This window comes from Paenibacillus sp. Aloe-11, assembly GCF_000245715.1.
Lineage (GTDB): Bacteria > Bacillota > Bacilli > Paenibacillales > Paenibacillaceae > Paenibacillus > Paenibacillus kribbensis.
The window spans coordinates 22634-43655 of sequence record NZ_JH601072.1 but is presented as its reverse complement, the minus strand read 5'-3'; the positions used below and the strand labels follow the sequence as shown (position 1 = coordinate 43655).

The 21022-nt window shown below is 46.0% G+C and carries 21 protein-coding genes and 1 other annotated feature; all 21 genes read left to right on the top strand.

The genetic code is table 11. The annotated features are described in order from the left end of the window. Positions 1-129: 129 nt before the first annotated feature. The gene (gene sigH / locus WG8_RS22635; RefSeq protein WP_007432598.1) at positions 130-774 is read left to right on the top strand and encodes an RNA polymerase sporulation sigma factor SigH; all 645 of its coding nucleotides are present in this window, start codon (positions 130-132) and stop codon (positions 772-774) included. 332 nt (positions 775-1106) lie between these two features. Next, on the top strand, positions 1107-1256 hold the full coding sequence (gene rpmG, locus WG8_RS26840; RefSeq protein ID WP_081752062.1) for a 50S ribosomal protein L33: 150 nt from the start codon (positions 1107-1109) through the stop codon (positions 1254-1256). 20 nt (positions 1257-1276) lie between these two features. Then, entirely contained in the window at positions 1277-1468 is a 192-nt protein-coding gene (gene secE, locus WG8_RS22630; RefSeq protein WP_007432597.1) for a preprotein translocase subunit SecE, read from the top strand. Positions 1469-1490: 22 nt separating this feature from the next. Then, positions 1491-2024: a transcription termination/antitermination protein NusG gene (nusG, locus tag WG8_RS22625; RefSeq protein WP_007432596.1), complete on the top strand. Its 534-nt coding sequence runs from the start codon at positions 1491-1493 to the stop codon at positions 2022-2024. 73 nt (positions 2025-2097) lie between these two features. Further along, a complete protein-coding gene (gene rplK / locus WG8_RS22620; protein WP_007432595.1) occupies positions 2098-2523 on the top strand; it encodes a 50S ribosomal protein L11 in 426 nt (141 codons plus the stop codon). A gap of 87 nt (positions 2524-2610) precedes the next feature. Continuing rightward, the gene (rplA, locus tag WG8_RS22615; protein WP_007432594.1) at positions 2611-3303 is read left to right on the top strand and encodes a 50S ribosomal protein L1; all 693 of its coding nucleotides are present in this window, start codon (positions 2611-2613) and stop codon (positions 3301-3303) included. Positions 3304-3371: 68 nt separating this feature from the next. Then, positions 3372-3523 (top strand) — a sequence feature (ribosomal protein L10 leader region). A gap of 73 nt (positions 3524-3596) precedes the next feature. Continuing rightward, positions 3597-4100 (top strand): 50S ribosomal protein L10, encoded by a 504-nt coding sequence (gene rplJ, locus WG8_RS22610; protein ID WP_007432593.1) that lies wholly within the window; start codon positions 3597-3599, stop codon positions 4098-4100. A gap of 67 nt (positions 4101-4167) precedes the next feature. After that, positions 4168-4533, top strand: coding sequence for a 50S ribosomal protein L7/L12 (gene rplL / locus WG8_RS22605; protein WP_007432592.1), 366 nt, complete (start codon positions 4168-4170; stop codon positions 4531-4533). 148 nt (positions 4534-4681) lie between these two features. Then, positions 4682-5296: a class I SAM-dependent methyltransferase gene (locus WG8_RS22600; RefSeq protein WP_007432591.1), complete on the top strand. Its 615-nt coding sequence runs from the start codon at positions 4682-4684 to the stop codon at positions 5294-5296. A gap of 343 nt (positions 5297-5639) precedes the next feature. Continuing rightward, a complete protein-coding gene (gene rpoB, locus WG8_RS22595; protein WP_007432590.1) occupies positions 5640-9185 on the top strand; it encodes a DNA-directed RNA polymerase subunit beta in 3546 nt (1181 codons plus the stop codon). Between the two features lie 138 nt (positions 9186-9323). Next, the gene (gene rpoC / locus WG8_RS22590) at positions 9324-12938 is read left to right on the top strand and encodes a DNA-directed RNA polymerase subunit beta' (RefSeq protein ID WP_007432589.1); all 3615 of its coding nucleotides are present in this window, start codon (positions 9324-9326) and stop codon (positions 12936-12938) included. Positions 12939-13156: 218 nt separating this feature from the next. Beyond that, on the top strand, positions 13157-13408 hold the full coding sequence (locus WG8_RS22585) for a ribosomal L7Ae/L30e/S12e/Gadd45 family protein (RefSeq protein ID WP_007432588.1): 252 nt from the start codon (positions 13157-13159) through the stop codon (positions 13406-13408). A gap of 144 nt (positions 13409-13552) precedes the next feature. Then, the gene (gene rpsL, locus WG8_RS22580) at positions 13553-13975 is read left to right on the top strand and encodes a 30S ribosomal protein S12 (protein ID WP_007432587.1); all 423 of its coding nucleotides are present in this window, start codon (positions 13553-13555) and stop codon (positions 13973-13975) included. Positions 13976-14025: 50 nt separating this feature from the next. Further along, complete coding sequence (gene rpsG, locus WG8_RS22575; protein WP_007432586.1) at positions 14026-14496, top strand: 30S ribosomal protein S7; 471 nt, start codon at positions 14026-14028, stop codon at positions 14494-14496. A gap of 47 nt (positions 14497-14543) precedes the next feature. Further along, on the top strand, positions 14544-16622 hold the full coding sequence (fusA, locus tag WG8_RS22570) for an elongation factor G (RefSeq protein WP_007432585.1): 2079 nt from the start codon (positions 14544-14546) through the stop codon (positions 16620-16622). Positions 16623-16716: 94 nt separating this feature from the next. Next, on the top strand, positions 16717-17907 hold the full coding sequence (gene tuf / locus WG8_RS22565) for an elongation factor Tu (RefSeq protein WP_007432584.1): 1191 nt from the start codon (positions 16717-16719) through the stop codon (positions 17905-17907). Positions 17908-18247: 340 nt separating this feature from the next. Beyond that, positions 18248-18556, top strand: a complete 309-nt coding sequence (gene rpsJ / locus WG8_RS22560) for a 30S ribosomal protein S10 (protein ID WP_006676490.1) — start codon at positions 18248-18250, stop codon at positions 18554-18556. Between the two features lie 32 nt (positions 18557-18588). Next, positions 18589-19212 (top strand): 50S ribosomal protein L3, encoded by a 624-nt coding sequence (gene rplC, locus WG8_RS22555; protein WP_043891340.1) that lies wholly within the window; start codon positions 18589-18591, stop codon positions 19210-19212. A gap of 26 nt (positions 19213-19238) precedes the next feature. Further along, positions 19239-19862: a 50S ribosomal protein L4 gene (gene rplD, locus WG8_RS22550; RefSeq protein WP_007432582.1), complete on the top strand. Its 624-nt coding sequence runs from the start codon at positions 19239-19241 to the stop codon at positions 19860-19862. Further along, complete coding sequence (gene rplW / locus WG8_RS22545) at positions 19862-20152, top strand: 50S ribosomal protein L23 (RefSeq protein ID WP_007432581.1); 291 nt, start codon at positions 19862-19864, stop codon at positions 20150-20152. The genes rplD and rplW overlap by 1 nt, the downstream gene beginning before the upstream one ends. Positions 20153-20182: 30 nt before the next feature. Further along, positions 20183-21013, top strand: a complete 831-nt coding sequence (gene rplB / locus WG8_RS22540) for a 50S ribosomal protein L2 (RefSeq protein WP_007432580.1) — start codon at positions 20183-20185, stop codon at positions 21011-21013. The last annotated feature ends 9 nt before the right edge of the window (positions 21014-21022 follow it).

Below are 21022 nucleotides of genomic sequence, written 5' to 3'. Positions count from 1 at the left end.
ATTGACAATTTTGTTAGCGCTCTTCTTTTTTAGGCTGTTGTGGTTGACGGTATCAGGTTGCATCGCGTATACTTGTCGTATATTTGAGAGAGTAACGGGTACCTTGCGTTGCAGCCGGAGGGATTGTTAGTGAGTGTGGACCTCAAGGATATCATGTTGTCAAAGTTTGATTACAAAAATGATGAAGACATTGTCGGAGCAGTCCATGAAGGTGATGGGGAGGCGCTGGAGTTCCTGATTAATAAGTACCGGAACTTTGTGCGGGCCAAGGCCAGATCCTACTTCCTGATCGGCGCCGATCGCGAGGATATTATTCAGGAGGGCATGATTGGTCTCTACAAATCCATTCGTGATTTTAAGGGAGACAAGCTTTCTTCGTTCAAGGCCTTTGCCGAGTTATGCATTACGCGACAGATTATTACGGCAATCAAGACGGCTACACGCCAAAAGCACATTCCTCTGAATTCTTACGTATCTCTGGACAAGCCCATCTATGATGAAGAGTCAGACCGGACGTTGCTCGATGTGATTTGCGGAACACAAGTAAGCGACCCTGAGGAATTAATTATCAATCAGGAAGAGTTTGTAGGGCTCGAGGACAAGATGTCGGAAATTCTGAGCGAGCTGGAACGAAAGGTGCTTATGCTGTATCTGGACGGACGTTCGTATCAGGAGATTGCAGAGGATCTTGACCGTCATGTAAAATCGATTGATAATGCACTGCAACGGGTCAAGCGTAAACTTGAAAAGTATCTGGAAGTAAGGGATAGTTGAAAGTAGAGGCTGACAAGGAAAGGCTCGAGTCCGAGTCTTTTTTTATTCGTTAAGGGCAGGATCCGCAGGTTTATATGTGCCCAAAATGATTTATACTAAAAAATATGAATAATAGATGTCGCTTGGATCTTGCAGCGGTTTTTCAGGGAATATTTTCGAAGGATGAACAGATGTTAAAATGCACCACAGTTGAGACTGCGAAATGTATGCAAACATTCGTTGACATGGAAAACCCCGTGTGATAAAGTGTTTTAGGTAGGCCTAAATTCGCGGTTTTTTTTAGGATCAATTAAGAGACTTCCGGTGTTGGATGTCTTCGGGAGGTGCACATCATGCGGGTAATTATTACTTTGGCTTGTACAACTTGCAAACAAAGAAATTACACAACGACGAAAAACAAGCGTAATCACCCCGACCGCATGGAGATGAAGAAATTCTGTAAGTTCTGTAACGAACAGACTTCTCATCGGGAAACCAGATAGTTTGTGGAGGTGTAGTCGGCGTGAAAAGCAGTTTCAAGTCTCTGTTTTCCTTTTTCTCTGAAAGCTGGGCTGAACTCAAGAAGGTTCGCTGGCCCAATCGTAAAGAACTGACCAACTATACGCTGATTGTCATTGGGACAATTGCGTTTGTCACGGTTTATTTTTGGGTTCTCGATATCGGCATTTCCGCTGTGATCGAAGCGATTATCTAGGAAGGGTTCCAGGTGGCTTGGTATGGAAAAAAGATGGTATGTCGTTCATACCTATTCAGGGTATGAGAACAAAGTCAAAGCCAATTTGGAAAAACGCGTTGAGTCCATGGGCATGGAAGACAAGATATTCCGTGTTCTTGTTCCAATGGAAGAAGAACTGGTAACCAAGGACGGTAAGAAAAAAACCGTTATGCGTAAAGTATACCCTGGTTATGTCTTAGTCGAAATGGTCCAAACCGACGACTCTTGGTATGTTGTTCGCAATACACCAGGTGTTACGGGATTTGTAGGGTCGACAGGCTCGGGTTCCAAACCGACGCCATTGCTTCCGGAAGAAGTTGAACAGATTCTGAAGCATATGGGCATGGTAGAGCCGAAACCGAAGATTGAATTCGATGTTAAGGAATCCGTGCGGATTAAAGTTGGTCCTTTTGCGAATTTTGTGGGCTCCGTGGAAGAAATTTTGGTTGAGAAAAGCAAGCTTAAGGTTCACGTCAACATGTTTGGACGGGAAACCCCGCTTGAGTTGGATTATACTCAAGTGGAGAAAATATAGATTTTTCTTACAGGTTTCTTGTGGGAGGATCAATAGGTCCGTCTACCACTATTGAGTCAAGGAGGTGTCATCCATGGCAAAAAAGGTAATTAAAATGGTAAAACTGCAGATTCCTGCAGGGAAAGCTAATCCAGCGCCTCCAGTAGGTCCAGCTTTGGGTCAAGCAGGTGTCAACATCATGGCATTCTGTAAAGAGTTCAATGCTCGTACTGCTGATCAAGCAGGCCTGATTATCCCGGTTGAAATTTCGGTATTTGAAGATCGTTCTTTTACGTTCATCACCAAAACTCCACCGGCTGCTGTTCTGTTGAAAGTTGCTGCTAAAATCGAAAAAGGTTCCGGTGAACCGAATAAAACGAAAGTTGCAACTGTAAATCGCGCTGCTGTTCGTCAAATTGCAGAGCAAAAAATGCCTGACCTTAACGCAGCTTCCGTAGAATCGGCAATGCGTATGGTTGAAGGTACTGCTCGCAGCATGGGTATCACCATCGTAGATTAATTTTATTAATCTACGTGTGTCGGCAGTTTGACTGTCCGGCAAGTGTGGGAGGAATATCCGCTAATACCACATAAGGAGGAAAACATAATGGCTAAACATGGTAAGAAGTACCTGGAAGCTGCTAAGCTGATTGACAGCGAAGCAACTTATGAGCCTTTGGAAGCCGTTGAACTGGTGAAAAAGGCTGCAACTGCTAAATTCGACGAAACCGTTGAAGCAGCAGTTCGTCTGGGCGTAGATTCCCGTAAACAAGACCAGGCTGTTCGTGGTGTTGTTGTCCTGCCGCATGGTACAGGTAAAACACAACGCGTTCTGGTATTTGCAAAAGGTGACAAAGTGAAAGAAGCGGAAGCGGCTGGCGCTGATTTTGTTGGCGATCAAGATATGATCAATAAAATCCAACAAGGCTGGTTCGAATTCGACGTCTGCGTTGCGACACCTGATATGATGAGTGAGGTTGGTAAACTGGGTCGTTTGCTCGGTGGTAAAGGCTTGATGCCTAACCCTAAAGCAGGCACAGTTACTTTCGATGTTGCCAAGGCTGTTCAAGAAATTAAAGCCGGTAAAATCGAATACCGTCTCGACAAAGCAGGTCAAATTCATGCACCAATCGGCAAAGCTTCCTTCAGTGCTGAACAACTGAACGAGAACCTTAAAGCCTTGATTGAAGCCTTGAACCGTGCGAAGCCAGCGGCTGCTAAAGGTGTATACCTGAAAAACATCGCTATTTCTTCGACTATGGGACCAAGTGCACGTGTGAACGCATCTGTTTACAGATAATATTTTGATTGACACGTTCAATCGAATTTGTTATTCTGTAAAAGTTGTGAGTCCTTGTGACTGACTGTTAAAGTTGAATATGCTTACCGTAGACAGTAGGTGCTTTCGGGCTTAATTTCCTACCGAGGTGTTATGATAGAACGTTTCATGTGGCGGGCTTGTCCCGTCCATGTGGATTTATCAAGCCTTCGTACTCTACGGAGGCTTTTTTCATGCTCAAGAAAGCAGCTTTGGGAGATTACCGGATCAGGTGTTTCGAACAGAGCGGATAAATTGATCAGGAGGTGTACAGTTTGGCAAATGCAAAGGTGATTCAAGCAAAACAAGAAGCTGTGGAAGTTGTAGCTGCAAAATTGCGCGAGAGCGTAACGACTGTGGTTGCGGACTATCGCGGTCTGAATGTTGCCCAAGTAACTGAGCTGCGTAAGCAGCTTCGCGAAGCCGGAGTCGAATTTCAAGTGCTGAAAAACACGCTGCTTCGTCGCGCTACTGCGGCAGCAGAATTGACTGAACTGGACGCAGTATTGACAGGTCCTACTGCAATCGCGTTCGGCAAAGATGATGCTGTGTCTGCAGCTAAAATCTTGAATGATTTCGCTAAGAAAAACAATGCGCTCGAACTGAAAGGCGGAGTTGTAGAAGGTCGCGTTATCGGTGTTGAGGAAGTCAAAGCGCTGGCAGAACTGCCATCCCGCGAAGGTCTCCTTTCTATGCTCCTCAGCGTGCTTCAAGCTCCTATGCGCAACTTCGCGCTTGCAGTTAAAGCTGTTGCGGAAAAAGAAGAGCAAAGCGCATAAGTTAAGGATTAAACCTGCTGTATAGCAGTTAAAAACAAAAAATACGAATTTAAATGGAGGTTCAACCATGAGTAAAGAGCAAATCTTGGAAGCAATTAAAGGTATGTCCGTATTGGAACTGAACGATCTCGTTAAAGCAATCGAAGAAGAATTCGGCGTAACTGCAGCAGCTCCAGTAGCTGTAGTTGGCGGCGCAGCAGGTGGCGCAGCAGAAGCTGAGCAATCCGAGTTCGACGTAATCCTGGCAAGCGCTGGCGCTTCCAAAATCAACGTTATCAAAGCAGTTCGCGAAATCACAGGTCTTGGCCTGAAAGAAGCAAAAGAACTGGTTGACAACGCTCCAAAACCACTGAAAGAAAAAATCGCTAAAGAAGAAGCTGAATCCATTAAAGCAAAATTGGAAGAAGCAGGCGCTTCTGTAGAAGTAAAATAATTGACTGCTATCTAGCAGACAATGAGTTAAAACAAACCCCTTGAGGTGATCTTCAAGGGGTTTGTTGCTGTAAAACGGTAGTATCAGCATGTCTGAAACATGATGACAAAGGCTATGATGGTATTACAACCGAAAGAGGTGGTCATGAATGGCTGATCATTATTACTCTAAACGGCCAGAGGCGGCGCATGAACGACGGAGTCTGGAGACAGTGCTAAGGGGACGGACATACCGTTTTGCCAGTGATTCAGGTGTTTTTTCAAAGCAAGGGATTGATTACGGCAGTCGTGTGCTGATTGAAGCGATGCAGCTTCCCGTACAAGCCTCCGTGTTGGATGTCGGATGTGGGTATGGACCGATTGGATTGACGGCAGCAACGCTTGTGCCAGAGGGCCACGTTACAATGATTGATATTAATGAGCGAGCCGTTCAACTGGCAAAAGAAAATGCGGAACGAAATGGGATTAAGAATGTAACCGTTAAGCAAAGTGATTTGTTCGCGGAAGTGAAGCATCAGCATTTTGACGTAATTTTGACGAATCCACCTATACGTGCAGGGAAAGAAACGGTACATGCTATTTTCGAGTTGGCGTATGAGCATTTAAACGAAGGTGGAGCTTTGTGGGTGGTCATCCAGAAAAAGCAGGGGGCTCCTTCGGCGAGTGCTAAAATCGAGAGTCTTTTTGGCTGTGTGGAGGAAGTTACGAAGGATAAAGGTTATCGAATTTTAAAAGCTGAAAAAAGTTTTGGAAAAAAGCAATAGGACCATTGACTTGAATCCTGGTCTGTGATATCATTGTAAAATGTCAGTATTAGGATGCCCTCCATGGCTTTAGTTTGTTGAAATGTCAATAGGTTTATGCGTAGAAGGGTATAGTATGTCTCCCTATTACGTATAATATAATCATTTTGGGCAAATCTACAAGTGATGAAGATCTTCCGGCAAGAGGATTCTGCAGATACGTCGCTCTTTTTTCGAATGCATTCGAGTAAGGGCTTTTCTGTATTTGTAAGATTGAATCTTCTGTATGTGTCTTATTATAAGGTCACAAACAGAGGTTCGCAATGTATTTTTAAAGTGAGTAGACATGAGGGGTGAGTTTAAGTTGGCAGGACATCTTGTTCAATATGGTCGACGCACTCGGCGCAGTTATGCACGTATTAATGAGGTACTCGAGGTTCCGAACCTGATTGAAATCCAACAAAAATCCTATGATTGGTTTTTGGAGGAAGGATTACGGGAGATGTTTCGGGATATTTCGCCAATTCAGGATTTCACAGGAAACCTGATTCTGGAATTTATCGATTACTCTCTCGGAGAACCTAAATATACCGTTGACGACGCAAAGGAACGCGACGTGACGTATGCAGCACCGCTTCGGGTAAAAGTCCGGCTTATTAATAAAGAAACCGGGGAAGTGAAAGAGCAGGAAGTATTCATGGGAGACTTCCCGCTGATGACTGAAACGGGTACGTTTATTATTAACGGTGCGGAACGGGTTATTGTCAGCCAGTTGGTTCGCTCTCCCAGCGTCTATTTCAGCACAAAAGTCGACAAGAATGCGAAAACAACATACACCGCAACGGTAATTCCTAACCGGGGGGCTTGGCTCGAGCTGGAGATGGATGCGAAGGATATTATCTATGTCCGGATTGACCGTACCCGTAAAATTCCGGTTACGGTGTTGCTGCGTGCGCTTGGCTTTGGCACTGATGCTGAGATTTTGGATTTGCTCGGCAATGACGAATATATCCGTAACACGCTTGATAAAGACAATACTGACTCTACGGAGAAAGCGCTGATTGAAATTTATGAGCGTCTTCGTCCGGGTGAGCCGCCTACACTGGATAATGCAAAGAGCTTGCTCGTTGCACGCTTCTTTGATCCAAAACGTTATGATCTGGCCAACGTAGGCCGCTACAAAATCAATAAAAAGCTTCACATCAAAAACCGCCTGTTCAATCAACGGCTTGCTGAGACCCTGATTGATACGACAACGGGTGAAATCATCGCTGAAGCAGGACAAATGGTTGACCGCCGTCTGTTGGACGAGATTTTGGCCCAACTGGAAGAATCGGTTGGACACCGTACGTATCATGTTGCTAGTGGCGTACTGGAAAGCAATGATATTCCGCTTCAAACGATTGACGTATTCTCACCAATTGAGGATGGTAAAGTTGTAAAACTGATTGCTAACGGAAATATTGATAAATCGGTTAAAAATATTACGCCTGCCGATATTATTTCCTCCATCAGTTATTTTATTAACTTGCTTCACGGAATCGGAAGCACAGACGATATTGACCACTTGGGTAACCGTCGTTTGCGTTCTGTAGGTGAGTTGCTCCAGAATCAGTTCCGTATCGGTTTGTCCCGTATGGAACGCGTGGTTCGCGAAAGAATGTCGATCCAGGATGCCAATGTAATTACGCCACAGGCGCTGATTAACATACGTCCGGTAATCGCCTCGATTAAAGAGTTCTTTGGTAGCTCCCAGCTGTCTCAGTTTATGGATCAGACGAACCCGCTTGCTGAATTGACACACAAACGTCGTTTGTCCGCACTCGGACCTGGTGGTTTGACACGTGAGCGCGCAGGCATGGAAGTACGTGACGTCCATCCGAGTCACTACGGCCGTATGTGTCCTATCGAGACGCCGGAGGGACCGAACATTGGTTTGATTAACTCCTTGTCTACCTTCGCGCGTATCAACGAGTACGGATTTATCGAAGCTCCTTATCGTTGGGTAGATCCGAAAACCGGAAAAGTTACAGATCAGATTGATTACCTGACTGCTGATGAAGAAGATAACTACATCGTAGCCCAGGCAAATGCGGAATTGACTGAGGAAAACACTTTTAAGGATGAAGTCGTCATTGTCCGCTATAACAAACAGTCTGATAACATTATTCCAATGGCGAGTAGCCGTGTTGATTACATGGACGTATCACCTAAACAGGTCGTATCGGTCGCAACTGCACTGATTCCGTTCCTGGAGAACGATGACTCTAACCGCGCATTGATGGGTTCCAACATGCAGCGGCAGGCTGTCCCGCTCCTGATTCCAAAGGCTCCTTTGGTTGGAACAGGAATGGAGCATAAGTCTGCAAAAGATTCCGGTGTTTGCGTTGTGTCCAAGTACAACGGGGTAATCGAACGTTCTTCGGCTAATGAAATTTGGCTGCGCCGTATTGAAACTGTAGATGGCGCTGAAGTAAAAGGCGACATTGTTAAGTATAAATTACACAAATTTATGCGTTCTAACCAAGGAACATGCATCAATCAGCGGCCAATTGTTAACAGAGGCGATATTGTCAAAGTTGGCGATATTCTTGCAGACGGTCCTTCCACAGAGATGGGCGAGTTGGCATTGGGACGTAACGTTGTCGTGGCCTTCATGACTTGGGAAGGTTACAACTATGAGGATGCGATCCTGCTGAGCGAGAAGCTGGTTAAGGAGGATGTATACACCTCGATCCATATCGAGGAATACGAATCCGAGGCCCGCGATACGAAGCTTGGACCTGAAGAAATTACTCGTGATATCCCGAATGTTGGTGAAGAAGCGCTTCGTAATCTGGATGAGCGCGGCATCATTCGCATTGGTGCTGAAATCGCCGCAGGCGACATTCTCGTTGGTAAAGTAACACCTAAGGGTGTGACTGAGCTGACAGCCGAAGAGCGTCTCTTGCATGCAATCTTTGGTGAGAAGGCACGCGAGGTTCGCGATACTTCCTTGAGAGTTCCTCACGGAACAGACGGAATCGTTGTAGACGTTAAAGTGTTTACACGTGAAAATGGCGATGAGCTGCCACCGGGTGTGAACCAACTGGTACGCGTATACATTGCTCAAAAACGTAAAATCTCCGAAGGCGATAAAATGGCTGGACGTCACGGTAACAAGGGTGTCGTTGCCCGTATCTTGCCTGAGGAAGATATGCCGTTCCTGCCGGATGGTACACCGGTACAGGTCGTTCTCAACCCACTGGGCGTACCTTCGCGGATGAACATCGGACAGGTGCTCGAAGTCCATCTGGGTATGGCTGCAATGCGTCTTGGTATTCATGTGGCTACGCCAGTATTTGATGGTGCCAAGGAGTATGACGTGTTCGATACTATGGAAGAAGCAGGCATGCAGCGTAACGGTAAGACTGTGTTGTATGACGGCCGTACAGGTGATCGTTTTGAACGTGAAGTTACTGTTGGTGTCATGCACATGATTAAACTTGCGCACATGGTTGACGATAAAATCCATGCCCGCTCTACGGGTCCTTACTCTCTCGTTACGCAACAACCATTGGGTGGTAAAGCTCAATTCGGTGGTCAGCGCTTCGGGGAGATGGAAGTATGGGCGCTGGAAGCCTACGGCGCGGCGTACACGCTTCAGGAAATTTTGACTGTGAAATCCGATGATGTGGTTGGACGTGTTAAAACCTACGAATCCATCGTCAAAGGTGAAAATGTCCCTGAACCGGGTGTTCCTGAATCATTCAAGGTCTTGATCAAAGAGCTGCAAAGCTTGGGGATGGACGTGAAGATTCTGTCCGAAGACGAACAAGAGATCGAAATGAGAGAGCTTGATGATGAAGATGATACAACTGGCGATAAGCTGAGTTTGAATCTGGAAGGCTCTGAGGTTGGCGTAGAGTAGTTTGTTGCCGACTGAATCATATCAACTTTGTATATGCCTTGATCCATTTTAGGATGGAATGGGCTTCTTGATACCGCCCGGTTATGCCGGGCGGTATCAAACCTAAAAACTCAGGATTTGGTTAAGGAGGGTTGCTCCTTGTTGGACGTTAACAATTTCGAATATATGAAAATCGGGCTTGCTTCCCCCGAAAAAATTCGTTCTTGGTCCCGCGGAGAAGTCAAAAAACCGGAGACGATTAACTATCGTACGCTTAAACCGGAAAAAGAAGGACTATTTTGCGAGAAAATTTTTGGACCTACGAAAGATTGGGAATGTCATTGTGGTAAGTACAAACGTGTACGCTATAAAGGTGTTGTCTGTGACCGTTGTGGTGTAGAAGTTACCCGCGCTAAAGTTCGTCGTGAACGCATGGGACACATCGAGTTGGCTGCCCCTGTATCGCACATTTGGTACTTCAAAGGCATTCCAAGCCGTATGGGTCTTGCTCTTGATATGTCTCCAAGATCTCTCGAAGAGATCATTTACTTCGCATCTTATGTTGTAACTGATCCAGGAGATACGCCGCTGGAGAAAAAACAGCTTCTGTCCGAAAAAGAATACCGCAGCTACCGTGAAAAATACGGCTACGGATTCCAGGCAGGTATGGGTGCCGAAGCGGTTAAAAAGCTTCTTCAAGATTTGGACATCGATAAAGAACTGGAATTCCTGAAAGAAGAGCTGCGTACAGCTCAAGGACAACGTCGTAACCGTGCCATCAAGCGTCTTGAAGTTATCGAGGCGTTCCGTAACTCCGGCAACCAGCCGGATTGGATGATTATGGACGTATTGCCTGTTATTCCTCCTGAGCTTCGTCCAATGGTACAGCTGGATGGTGGACGTTTTGCTACTTCCGACCTGAATGATCTGTATCGCCGTGTTATTAACCGTAATAACCGTCTGAAACGCCTGTTAGATCTGGGTGCGCCAGATATTATCGTACAAAATGAAAAACGGATGCTGCAGGAAGCTGTTGACGCTCTGATTGATAATGGTCGTCGTGGTCGTCCTGTTACAGGTCCGGGTAATCGTCCTTTGAAATCCCTCAGCCATATGCTGAAAGGTAAACAAGGACGTTTCCGTCAAAACTTGCTCGGAAAACGTGTTGACTACTCCGGTCGTTCCGTTATCGTAGTAGGTCCGTACTTGAAGATGTACCAATGCGGTTTGCCGAAAGAAATGGCGCTGGAACTGTTCAAGCCTTTTGTTATGAAAGAACTTGTCAATAAAGGTCTGGCACACAACATCAAGAGCGCGAAGCGTAAAGTAGAGCGTGTGAGCGCAGAAGTATGGGATGTGCTCGAAGAAGTAATCAAGGAGCATCCGGTTCTTCTAAACCGTGCCCCTACGCTGCATAGACTGGGTATTCAAGCGTTTGAACCGATTTTGGTTGAAGGTCGTGCGATTCGTTTGCACCCACTCGTATGTACGGCATACAATGCCGACTTTGACGGTGACCAAATGGCGGTTCACGTTCCGTTGTCTGCGGAAGCTCAAGCAGAAGCTCGTCTGCTCATGCTGGCATCCGGCAACATTTTGAATCCAAAAGACGGCAAGCCTGTTGTTACTCCTTCCCAGGATATGGTCCTTGGTTCTTTCTATTTGACTATGGATAACAAGGAAGAAAAAGGAAGCAACATGATCCTCCGTAACCCGAATGAGGCGATCTCGGCTTACCAGCGCGGTACAGCGGGTCTTCATGCTCGTGTAGCTATTCCAGTTAAAGCTTTGAATAAAACGAGCTTTACAGAGAAGCAACAGGAAGCAATGTTGATTACAACCGTGGGTAAAATTATCTTTAATGAGATCTTCCCGGCAAGCTTCCCGTACATCAATGACGCTACTCGTGCCAACCTGCTTTATGGTACTGCGGAGGAGTTCTTTGTTTACGAGAAGGGTGCAGATCTTACTGAAGCCATCCAAAATGCTCCACAAGCTGGTGGGGTGGGCAAGGATTACCTTGGTAATATCATCGCTCGTTGCTTTGAGATTTACCATACGACAGAAACCGCTGTAATTCTGGATAAGATCAAGCAGCTGGGCTTTACGTATTCTACTCGTGCAGGTGTTACGGTTGCTGTGGCAGACGTAGTTGTGCCTCAAGAGAAACAGGATATTCTTAAAGCGTCTGACGATAAAGCACAAGTCGTAACAAATCAGTACCGTCGTGGTCTGATTACGAACGAGGAACGCTATGACCGGATTATTGATATTTGGTCCAAGGCTAAAGACGATATTACAGACATTTTGATGAAATCCATGGATCGCTACAACTCCATCATGATGATGGTTGACTCCAAAGCGCGTGGTAACAAATCACAGATTACCCAGCTCGGCGGTATGCGTGGACTGATGGCGAATCCATCCGGTCGTATTATCGAGCTCCCAATCAAATCGAATTTCCGTGAAGGTCTGACAGTACTCGAGTACTTCATCTCCACACACGGAGCGCGTAAAGGTTTGGCGGATACAGCCCTGCGTACGGCTGACTCTGGTTACCTGACTCGTCGTCTCGTTGATGTGGCACAGGATGTTATCGTGCGCGAAGATGACTGCGGAACGGATAAAGGCTTTACGGTAAGTCGTATCCAGGACGGCAAAGAAGTAATTGAGGACCTGTACGATCGTCTGGAAGGCCGTTATTGCTTCGAAACAGTACGTCATCCGGAGACCGGAGAGATCTTGGCTAGACGCAACGAACTGATTGACTCCAACAAAGCTGAAGCGATTGTTAAAGCTGGTGTAGAGAAGGTCCAAATTCGTTCCGTACTAAGCTGCCGCGCCAAACATGGCGTCTGCAAAAAGTGCTACGGTCGTAATCTGGCTACTGGTAAGCATGTTGAGATTGGTGAAGCGGTTGGTATTATCGCGGCGCAATCCATCGGTGAACCGGGAACACAGCTCACCATGCGTACGTTCCACACAGGCGGCGTAGCAGGAGACGATATTACACAAGGTTTGCCTCGTATCCAGGAGCTTTTCGAAGCGCGTAATCCTAAAGGTCAGGCAACCATCAGTGAAATTGACGGTATAGTTAAAGAAGTACGTGAAGGTAAAGACCGTCGTGAAATCGACATTCAGGGTGAAGCTGAAACGAAAACTTACTCGGTAACTTATGGTTCACGTCTGCGTGTAAGCGAAGGCATGACTGTTGAAGCCGGGGACGAACTGACGGATGGTTCAATTGACCCTAAAGAAATGCTGCGTATTAAAGGTATTCGCGGGGTACAAAACTATATCCTTCAGGAAGTTCAACGTGTATACCGAAATCAGGGCGTAGAAATCAACGATAAGCACGTGGAAGTTATGATTCGTCAAATGCTGCGTAAAATCCGTATCATTGATGCGGGTGCCACGACGCTGCTTCCAGGCTCCTTTGTTGATGTGCATGAGTATGAAAATGCGAATAAGATAGCGATTCTCAGCGGACAGGAGCCAGCGGTAGCTAAACCGGTTCTGCTAGGTATTACCAAGGCGTCTCTGGAAACTGATTCCTTCTTGTCAGCAGCTTCCTTCCAGGAAACTACTCGTGTCCTGACCGATGCTGCCATTAAGGGCAAAGTCGATCAGTTGCTTGGTCTGAAAGAAAATGTAATTATCGGTAAGCTGATTCCTGCTGGAACAGGCATGAACCGCTACCGTAGTGTGAAATTTGCCCAGCCGGAAGAGGAGCAATCCTCATCTGAGGAACTTGAGCCGATTTCCGCTGAATAATAAAAAGCATTAATACCCGGGGCATCTTATCCTTGCTGGAGTCTTGCGTAAAGGCTTCAGCAGGGGGTGTTCCGGTGTTTTTTCTGAAAATGAACGTGTTAGCTTTGGTTAAGTGAATTATAGTTGATAATTGTCTTGACATTGTTAATAGTCAATGCTAATATAGCAAAGGTGCGTGAGCAGCCTATATGCTATTGGTCTTTTCGGAGGAATGAGATATGTCTAAAGAACAGGGACTGCAAGATGCTCATGTCAAAATCGGTACCAAACAAACCATTCGTATGGTAGAATTGGGCTTCGCCTCTGAAGTATATGTGGCAGAAGACGCAGATCAGCGTCTCACTTCCAACATCATTGCTTTGTGCAACAAGCAAGGAGTCAAAGTGACTCTCGTAGACACAATGAAAAATCTCGGAGCTGCATGTGGGATTGAAGTGGGGGCCGCAATGGCTGCTATCGTAAAACAATAGGGTAAGGAACGTTTTTGTCTAGGGAATTGTATTCTTGGCGGCAAAGACTTTTCATTTGTTCTTTTATGAACCGCCTGGGTCTGTGGGCTTAGAAAAAGGTTTATAAAGTAACAGCAAAAATTGAGGAAGGGGGTGGCAACCAACATGCCAACTATTAACCAACTGGTTCGTAAAGGACGTCAAGCCAAAATCGAGAAATCGAAATCACCGGCTTTGCAAAAAGGTTTTAATGCCTTGAAACGTGAAGCTACCGACATCAGTGCCCCGCAAAAACGCGGAGTGTGCACTCGTGTAGGTACTATGACTCCGAAAAAACCAAACTCCGCACTTCGTAAATATGCTCGTGTTCGTTTGACGAACCGTGTAGAGGTGACTGCTTACATTCCAGGTATTGGACATAACCTTCAAGAACACAGCGTAGTGCTGATTCGTGGCGGTCGTGTAAAAGACCTTCCGGGTGTGCGTTACCATATCGTTCGCGGTGCTTTGGATACTGCAGGCGTAAACAACCGCATGCAAGCTCGTTCCAAATACGGCGCAAAACGCCCTAAAGCTAAAAAATCCTAATGAATATAAACCGCGTATGTAGGTTTAACATGTAAGAAAGGGGGATATCCATGCCACGCAAAGGTCCAGTTACCAAAAGAGACGTGTTGCCAGATCCGGTATACAACAGCAAGTTGGTTACCCGCTTGATCAACCGCATCATGCTCGACGGAAAACGAGGCGTTGCTCAAAGCATTCTGTACAATGCGTTCAAGCTTATCCAAGAACGTACGGGGAATGACCCGATGGAAGTTTTTGAAGCAGCTATCAAGAATATCATGCCAGTCCTGGAAGTTAAAGCACGCCGTGTCGGCGGTGCCAACTACCAAGTACCAATCGAGGTAAAACCAGAAAGACGTACGTCCCTGGGATTACGTTGGCTCGTAAACTACTCCCGCAACCGCGGCGAGAAGACTATGGAAGAGCGTTTGGCGGCTGAGATTATCGATGCTTCCAACAACACAGGCGCTTCCGTGAAAAAACGTGAAGACACACACAAAATGGCTGAAGCGAACAAAGCGTTTGCTCACTATCGTTGGTAGGATTCAGCTCAAAAAAATAACTTCAATTTTGAAGGGAGACCCATTTCATGGCAAGAGAGTTCTCCTTGAAAAATACACGTAATATCGGGATCATGGCTCATATTGACGCGGGTAAAACCACAACAACAGAGCGGATCTTGTTCTACACAGGCCGTACGCACAAAATCGGTGAAGTTCACGAAGGCGCTGCGACAATGGACTGGATGGAACAAGAACAAGAGCGCGGAATCACGATTACTTCCGCTGCGACGACCGCTGCCTGGAAAGGTCACCGCGTCAATATCATCGACACCCCGGGGCACGTTGACTTCACTGTTGAAGTTGAACGTTCCCTTCGTGTATTGGACGGAGCAGTTGGTGTTTTCAGTGCGAAAGAAGGCGTTGAGCCTCAGTCCGAAACCGTATGGAGACAGGCTGATCGCTATGGCGTTCCTCGGATCGCATATGTAAACAAAATGGATATCATTGGTGCTGACTTCCTGAATGTTGTCTCTGACATGCGTGATCGCCTTCAAGCGAACGCAGTTGCGATTCAATTGCCAATCGGCGCTGAAAATGACTTTTTAGGTATCATTGATATTGTTGGACAAAAGGCCTATATGTACAAAGATGACCTTGGTCAAGATATCGAAGAAACCGAAATTCCTGCGGAATTCAAAGATCAAGTTGAAGAACTTCGCAACGAATTGATTGAGAAGGTTGCAGAACTGGACGAAGATTTGACTATGAAATACCTGGAAGGCGAAGAGATTTCCGTTGAAGAAATTAAAGCCGCTCTCCGTAAAGGTGTTGTAGAGGTTAAGATCTTCCCTGTTATCTGTGGATCTTCTTACCGTAACAAAGGTGTTCAGTTGATGTTGGATGCTGTTGTTGACTACCTGCCAGCTCCTATTGATGTACCAAGTATTCAAGGTCATCTGGAAGATGGAACGGAAGTTGAACGTCATTCTTCTGATGAAGAGCCTTTCTCCGCATTGGCCTTCAAAATTATGACGGATCCTTACGTGGGTAAGTTGACATTCTTCCGCGTATATTCCGGTGTGCTTCAATCCGGTTCATACGTATTGAATGCAACAAAGGGCAAACGCGAACGTATCGGACGTATTCTTCAAATGCATGCGAACAGCCGTCAAGAAATCACTGAAGTTTACTCCGGTGATATTGCGGCAGCCGTAGGTTTGAAAGATACAGGTACAGGTGATACACTGTGTGATGAGAAGAATCCTGTTATTCTTGAGTCCATGAACTTCCCTGATCCGGTTATCGAAATCGCGGTTGAGCCTAAAACCAAAGCTGACCAAGACAAAATGGCAGTTGCCCTCGGTAAGTTGACCGAAGAAGATCCAACTCTTCGCGCTTCTACTAACGAAGAAACTGGCCAAACCATCTTGGCAGGTATGGGTGAGCTTCACTTGGACATTATCATTGACCGTATGCGTCGTGAGTTCAAAGTGGAAACCAATGTTGGTAAACCACAGGTAGCATACCGTGAAACATTCCGCGCTCCAGCGCGTGTTGAAGGTAAGTTTGTTCGCCAATCCGGTGGTCGTGGTCAGTACGGTCACGTATGGGTTGAGTTCGAACCACTCGAAGCAGGTACTGGTAGCCAGTTTGAAAGCAAGGTTGTCGGTGGTTCTGTTCCAAGAGAATACATCGGTCCTGCACTTGCTGGTATTGAAGAGCAAATGAAAAACGGTGTCCTGGCGGGCTTCCCGCTTGTGGACGTTAAAGCTACAATTGTGGATGGATCATACCATGATGTCGATTCCAATGAAATGGCATTTAAAATTGCCGGCTCAATGGCGCTGAAAGCAGCGAAAGACAAATGTAAACCAGTATTGCTCGAGCCGATTATGAAAGTTGAAGTAACGGTTCCAGAGGAATACATGGGTGACGTAATGGGTATGTTGAACTCCCGTCGTGGTCGGATTGAAGGTATGGATTCCCGTGGTGGTGCCCAAATTATTCGTGCAATGGTTCCATTGTCCGAAATGTTTGGATATTCGACTACACTTCGTTCCGGTACACAAGGACGCGGTGTGTTCTCCATGGAGCTTCATCATTATGAAGAAGTTCCGAAGAGCATTGCTGAAGAGATCGTTGCCAAAACCAAAGGCGGCGAGTAATACAGTGTATTAGCTGATCGGTATACTCAAGGTTTTTCCAAAAAGTATCCGGCAGCCTAAAAATAAAACAAGTTATTGAGGAGGAATTGTTCAAATGGCAAAGGCTAAGTTTGAACGTAACAAACCGCACGTTAATATCGGTACTATTGGTCACGTCGACCATGGTAAAACAACTTTGACTGCTGCAATCACAACTGTACTTTCCAAAACTTACGGTGGTGCTGCTGTAGCGTTCGACCAAATCGATAAAGCTCCAGAAGAGCGCGAACGCGGTATCACAATCTCCACAGCACACGTGGAATACGAAACACCTAATCGTCACTATGCACACGTTGACTGCCCAGGTCACGCCGACTATGTTAAAAACATGATCACTGGCGCTGCACAAATGGACGGAGCGATTCTGGTTGTATCCGCAGCTGACGGCCCAATGCCACAAACTCGCGAACACATCCTGTTGTCCCGTCAAGTAGGCGTTCCTTACATCGTTGTATTCCTGAACAAATGCGACATGGTTGAAGACGAAGAATTGTTGGAACTGGTTGAAATGGAAGTTCGCGACTTGCTGAGCGAGTACGAATTCCCAGGCGACGACACTCCAATCACTCGTGGTTCCGCTCGTGAAGCACTGCAAAACCCAGAAGGCGACTGGGCTAAGAAAATCGTTGAAATGTTCGAAACAATCGACACTTACATCCCAACTCCAGAACGCGACACTGACAAGCCTTTCCTTATGCCTGTCGAGGACGTATTCTCCATCACTGGTCGTGGTACAGTTGCTACAGGCCGTGTAGAGCGTGGTACTGTTAAAGTCGGCGACGAAATCGAAATTATCGGTATTCAAGAAGAATCCCGTAAATCAGTTGTAACAGGCGTTGAAATGTTCCGCAAATTGCTTGACTCTGCTCAAGCTGGTGACAACATCGGCGCACTGCTTCGCGGTGTAGATCGCGCACAAATCGAGCGTGGCCAAGTATTGGCTAAACCGGGTTCTGTTAATCCACATACAGAATTCTCTGCTCAAATCTATGTTTTGACTAAAGAAGAGGGTGGACGTCACAAACCTTTCTTCACTGGATACCGTCCACAGTTCTACTTCCGTACAACTGACGTTACTGGTATCATCACTTTGCCAGAAGGTTCCGAAATGGTAATGCCTGGCGACAACATTACGGTTACTGTTCAACTGATCAGCCCAATCGCGATTGAAGAAGGAACTAAGTTCTCCATTCGTGAAGGCGGTCGTACAGTTGGTGCCGGTGCCGTAGCAACAATCTCTAAATAATAAGGCTGCAAGCCTTGAACATAGCAACATTGTACTGGAACGAGTAACATTGTACTGGAACGAAGCTACAACGAGCCCCTGCCCTGGTGCGGGGGCTTTTCTCTTGAATGAATGGCAAGCTGCGAGCGCAAGTGTATCTTTTTGAAAATAAGATGCATTGTTTTTTCGTTTTTGCTTGCAATAGGCAGAACTATTAGATATAATAACTAATGTTGTTTGTGACTGTGCGATGATGTGAGAGGTTACTGACACACCCGGCCCCTTTGCCATGGGAGGGTTGTCTGAAAATTTTCACGGAGTATGTCCGATACCAAATTGGGCGATAGAAGGAGGGACTAAAATGGCAAAGCAAAAAATTCGTATTCGTTTGAAAGCTTACGATCACAGAATTCTTGATCAATCCGCTGAGAAAATTGTTGAAACAGCTAAACGTTCGGGCGCTGGTGTATCCGGACCAATTCCGCTGCCAACTGAAAAACAAGTTATTACTATTCTCCGTGCGGTACACAAGTACAAGGATTCCCGGGAACAATTCGAAATGCGCACACACAAGCGTCTGATCGACATTGTTAATCCGACTCCACAAACTGTGGATGCCTTGATGCGCTTGGACCTGCCGTCCGGTGTAGATATCGAAATTAAACTGTAATATGTGATTAGGAAAAGAAAAGAGGTGTCAACATGAAAGGTATCTTAGGAAGAAAACTCGGAATGACTCAAGTGTTTACCCCTGAAGGCAACGTGCTTGCTGTTACGGTTATCGAAGCGGGGCCTTGTGTTGTTCTGCAAAAGAAAGATCAGGAAAACGATGGATACGAAGCGATTCAACTTGGTTTCTCTGATAAAAAAGAAAAAAGATCCAATAAACCTGAAGCAGGACATGCGAAAAAAGCAAATACTGCACCTAAGCGCTACGTTCGTGAACTTCGTGGCATCGACCTTGCTGCGTACGAGGTTGGCCAAGAACTGAAGGCTGATGTCTTCACAGAAGGCGAATTCGTTGACGTAACAGGTATTTCTAAAGGTAAAGGGTTTGCTGGCGTTATCAAACGTTGGGGACAAAGCCGCGGACCAATGGCACACGGCTCGCGTTACCACAGAGGTCCAGGTTCCATGGGCTCCATTCAAGCTAACCGCGTTCCTAAAGGTAAACACCTGCCAGGACACATGGGGCATGAAACGGTAACGATTCAACGTCTTGAAGTTGTTAAAGTTGATACAGAACGTAATGTATTGCTCGTGAAAGGTTCCATTCCTGGAGCTAAAAACAGCTTCGTTAAAGTATTAGAAACGGTAAAAAAATAAACGACTGAAGAAAGGAGGAACACGAAATGCCAAAAGTAGCACTTTTAAATATTAGCGGTAGCCAAGTAGGCGAAATTGAATTGAACGATGCAGTATTCGGTATCGAACCGAACAAACACGTTCTTCATGACGCTGTTGTTATGCAATTGGCTTCCCTGCGTCAAGGTACTCACAAAGTAAAAGGACGTTCTGAAGTACGTGGCGGCGGACGTAAGCCTTGGAAACAAAAAGGTACTGGCCGTGCTCGTCAAGGTTCGATCCGTGCACCGCAATGGGTTGGTGGCGGTACTGTATTCGGTCCGACTCCACGCAGCTACGCTTACAAATTGCCTAAAAAAGTTCGTCGTCTGGCGATCAAATCGGCATTGTCATCCAAAGTGATTGAGAATGAAATTATCGTATTGGACGCTCTTACACTGAACGGACCTAAAACGAAAGAATTCGCAGCCATTTTGAATAACCTTAAAGCTGATCGTAAAGCATTGATCGTAGCTCCTAGCTATGATGATAATGTTGCACTTTCCGCTCGTAATATTCCTGGTGTGAAGTTTGTAGCCGCAGACGGCATTAATGTTCTTGACGTGCTTGGACACGACAAACTGATCATTACGAAGGAAGCAGTTCAGAAGGTAGAGGAGGTGCTCGCGTAATGAAGGATCCTCGTGATATTATCAAACGTCCGGTTATCACCGAACGTACGGCTGGTATGATGAATGACTTGAAATACGTTTTCGAGGTTGACATTCGTTCTAACAAAGTCGAAATTAAAAAAGCAATCGAAGCGATCTTTAACGTGAAAGTAAGTAACGTAAATACGCTTCGCGTTCCTGCGAAACCAAAACGCTACGGACGTCATTCCGGCTATACGAGCGAGTGGAAAAAAGCGTTCGTAACGCTGAGCAAAGACAGTAAGCCGCTTGAGTTTTTTGAAACGGTATAATTGAAACTGTAAAGTAAGGAGGGAAACTCAGTGCCAATTAAAAAGTATAAACCAACGTCCCCGGCCAGACGTGCAATGTCTGTATCTACTTTCGAGGAGATCACAACAAATCAGCCCGAGAAATCGTTGCTGGCACCTCTGAGCAAGCAAGCTGGACGCAATAACCAAGGTAAAATTACAGTTCGTCATCAAGGCGGCGGACACAAACGTAAATACCGTATTATTGACTTCAAACGTAACAAAGATGGAATACCGGGCCGCGTTGCTACGATCGAATATGATCCGAACCGTACGTCCAACATCGCACTTATCTACTATGTGGATGGTGAAAAACGTTACATCATCGCTCCTAAAGGTTTGAAAGTAGGAGACGAAGTGGTATCCGGTCCGGATTCCGATATCAAAATCGGTAACTCCTTGCCATTGGAAAACATTCCAGTAGGTACGGTTATCCACAACATCGAATTGAAACCGGGCAAAGGTGGCCAACTCGTTCGTGCTGCTGGTACGGAAGCCCAACTTCTTGGTAAAGAAGAGAAGTATGTAACAATTCGTTTGACTTCTGGTGAAGTTCGTCGCATTCTGAAAGTTTGCCGCGCTACAATCGGTTCTGTTGGTAACGAAGACCACGAACTTGTTAAGATCGGTAAAGCCGGTCGTAGTCGTTGGTTGGGACAACGTCCTGAAGTTCGTGGTGTTGTTATGAACCCTAACGATCACCCACACGGTGGTGGTGAAGGTCGCGCTCCAATCGGACGTAAATCTCCAATGTCTCCATGGGGCAAACCAACCCTTGGTTACAAAACGCGTAAAAAAGGTAAAGCATCTGATAAATACATCGTTCGTCGTCGTACTAAATAATGAAACGTG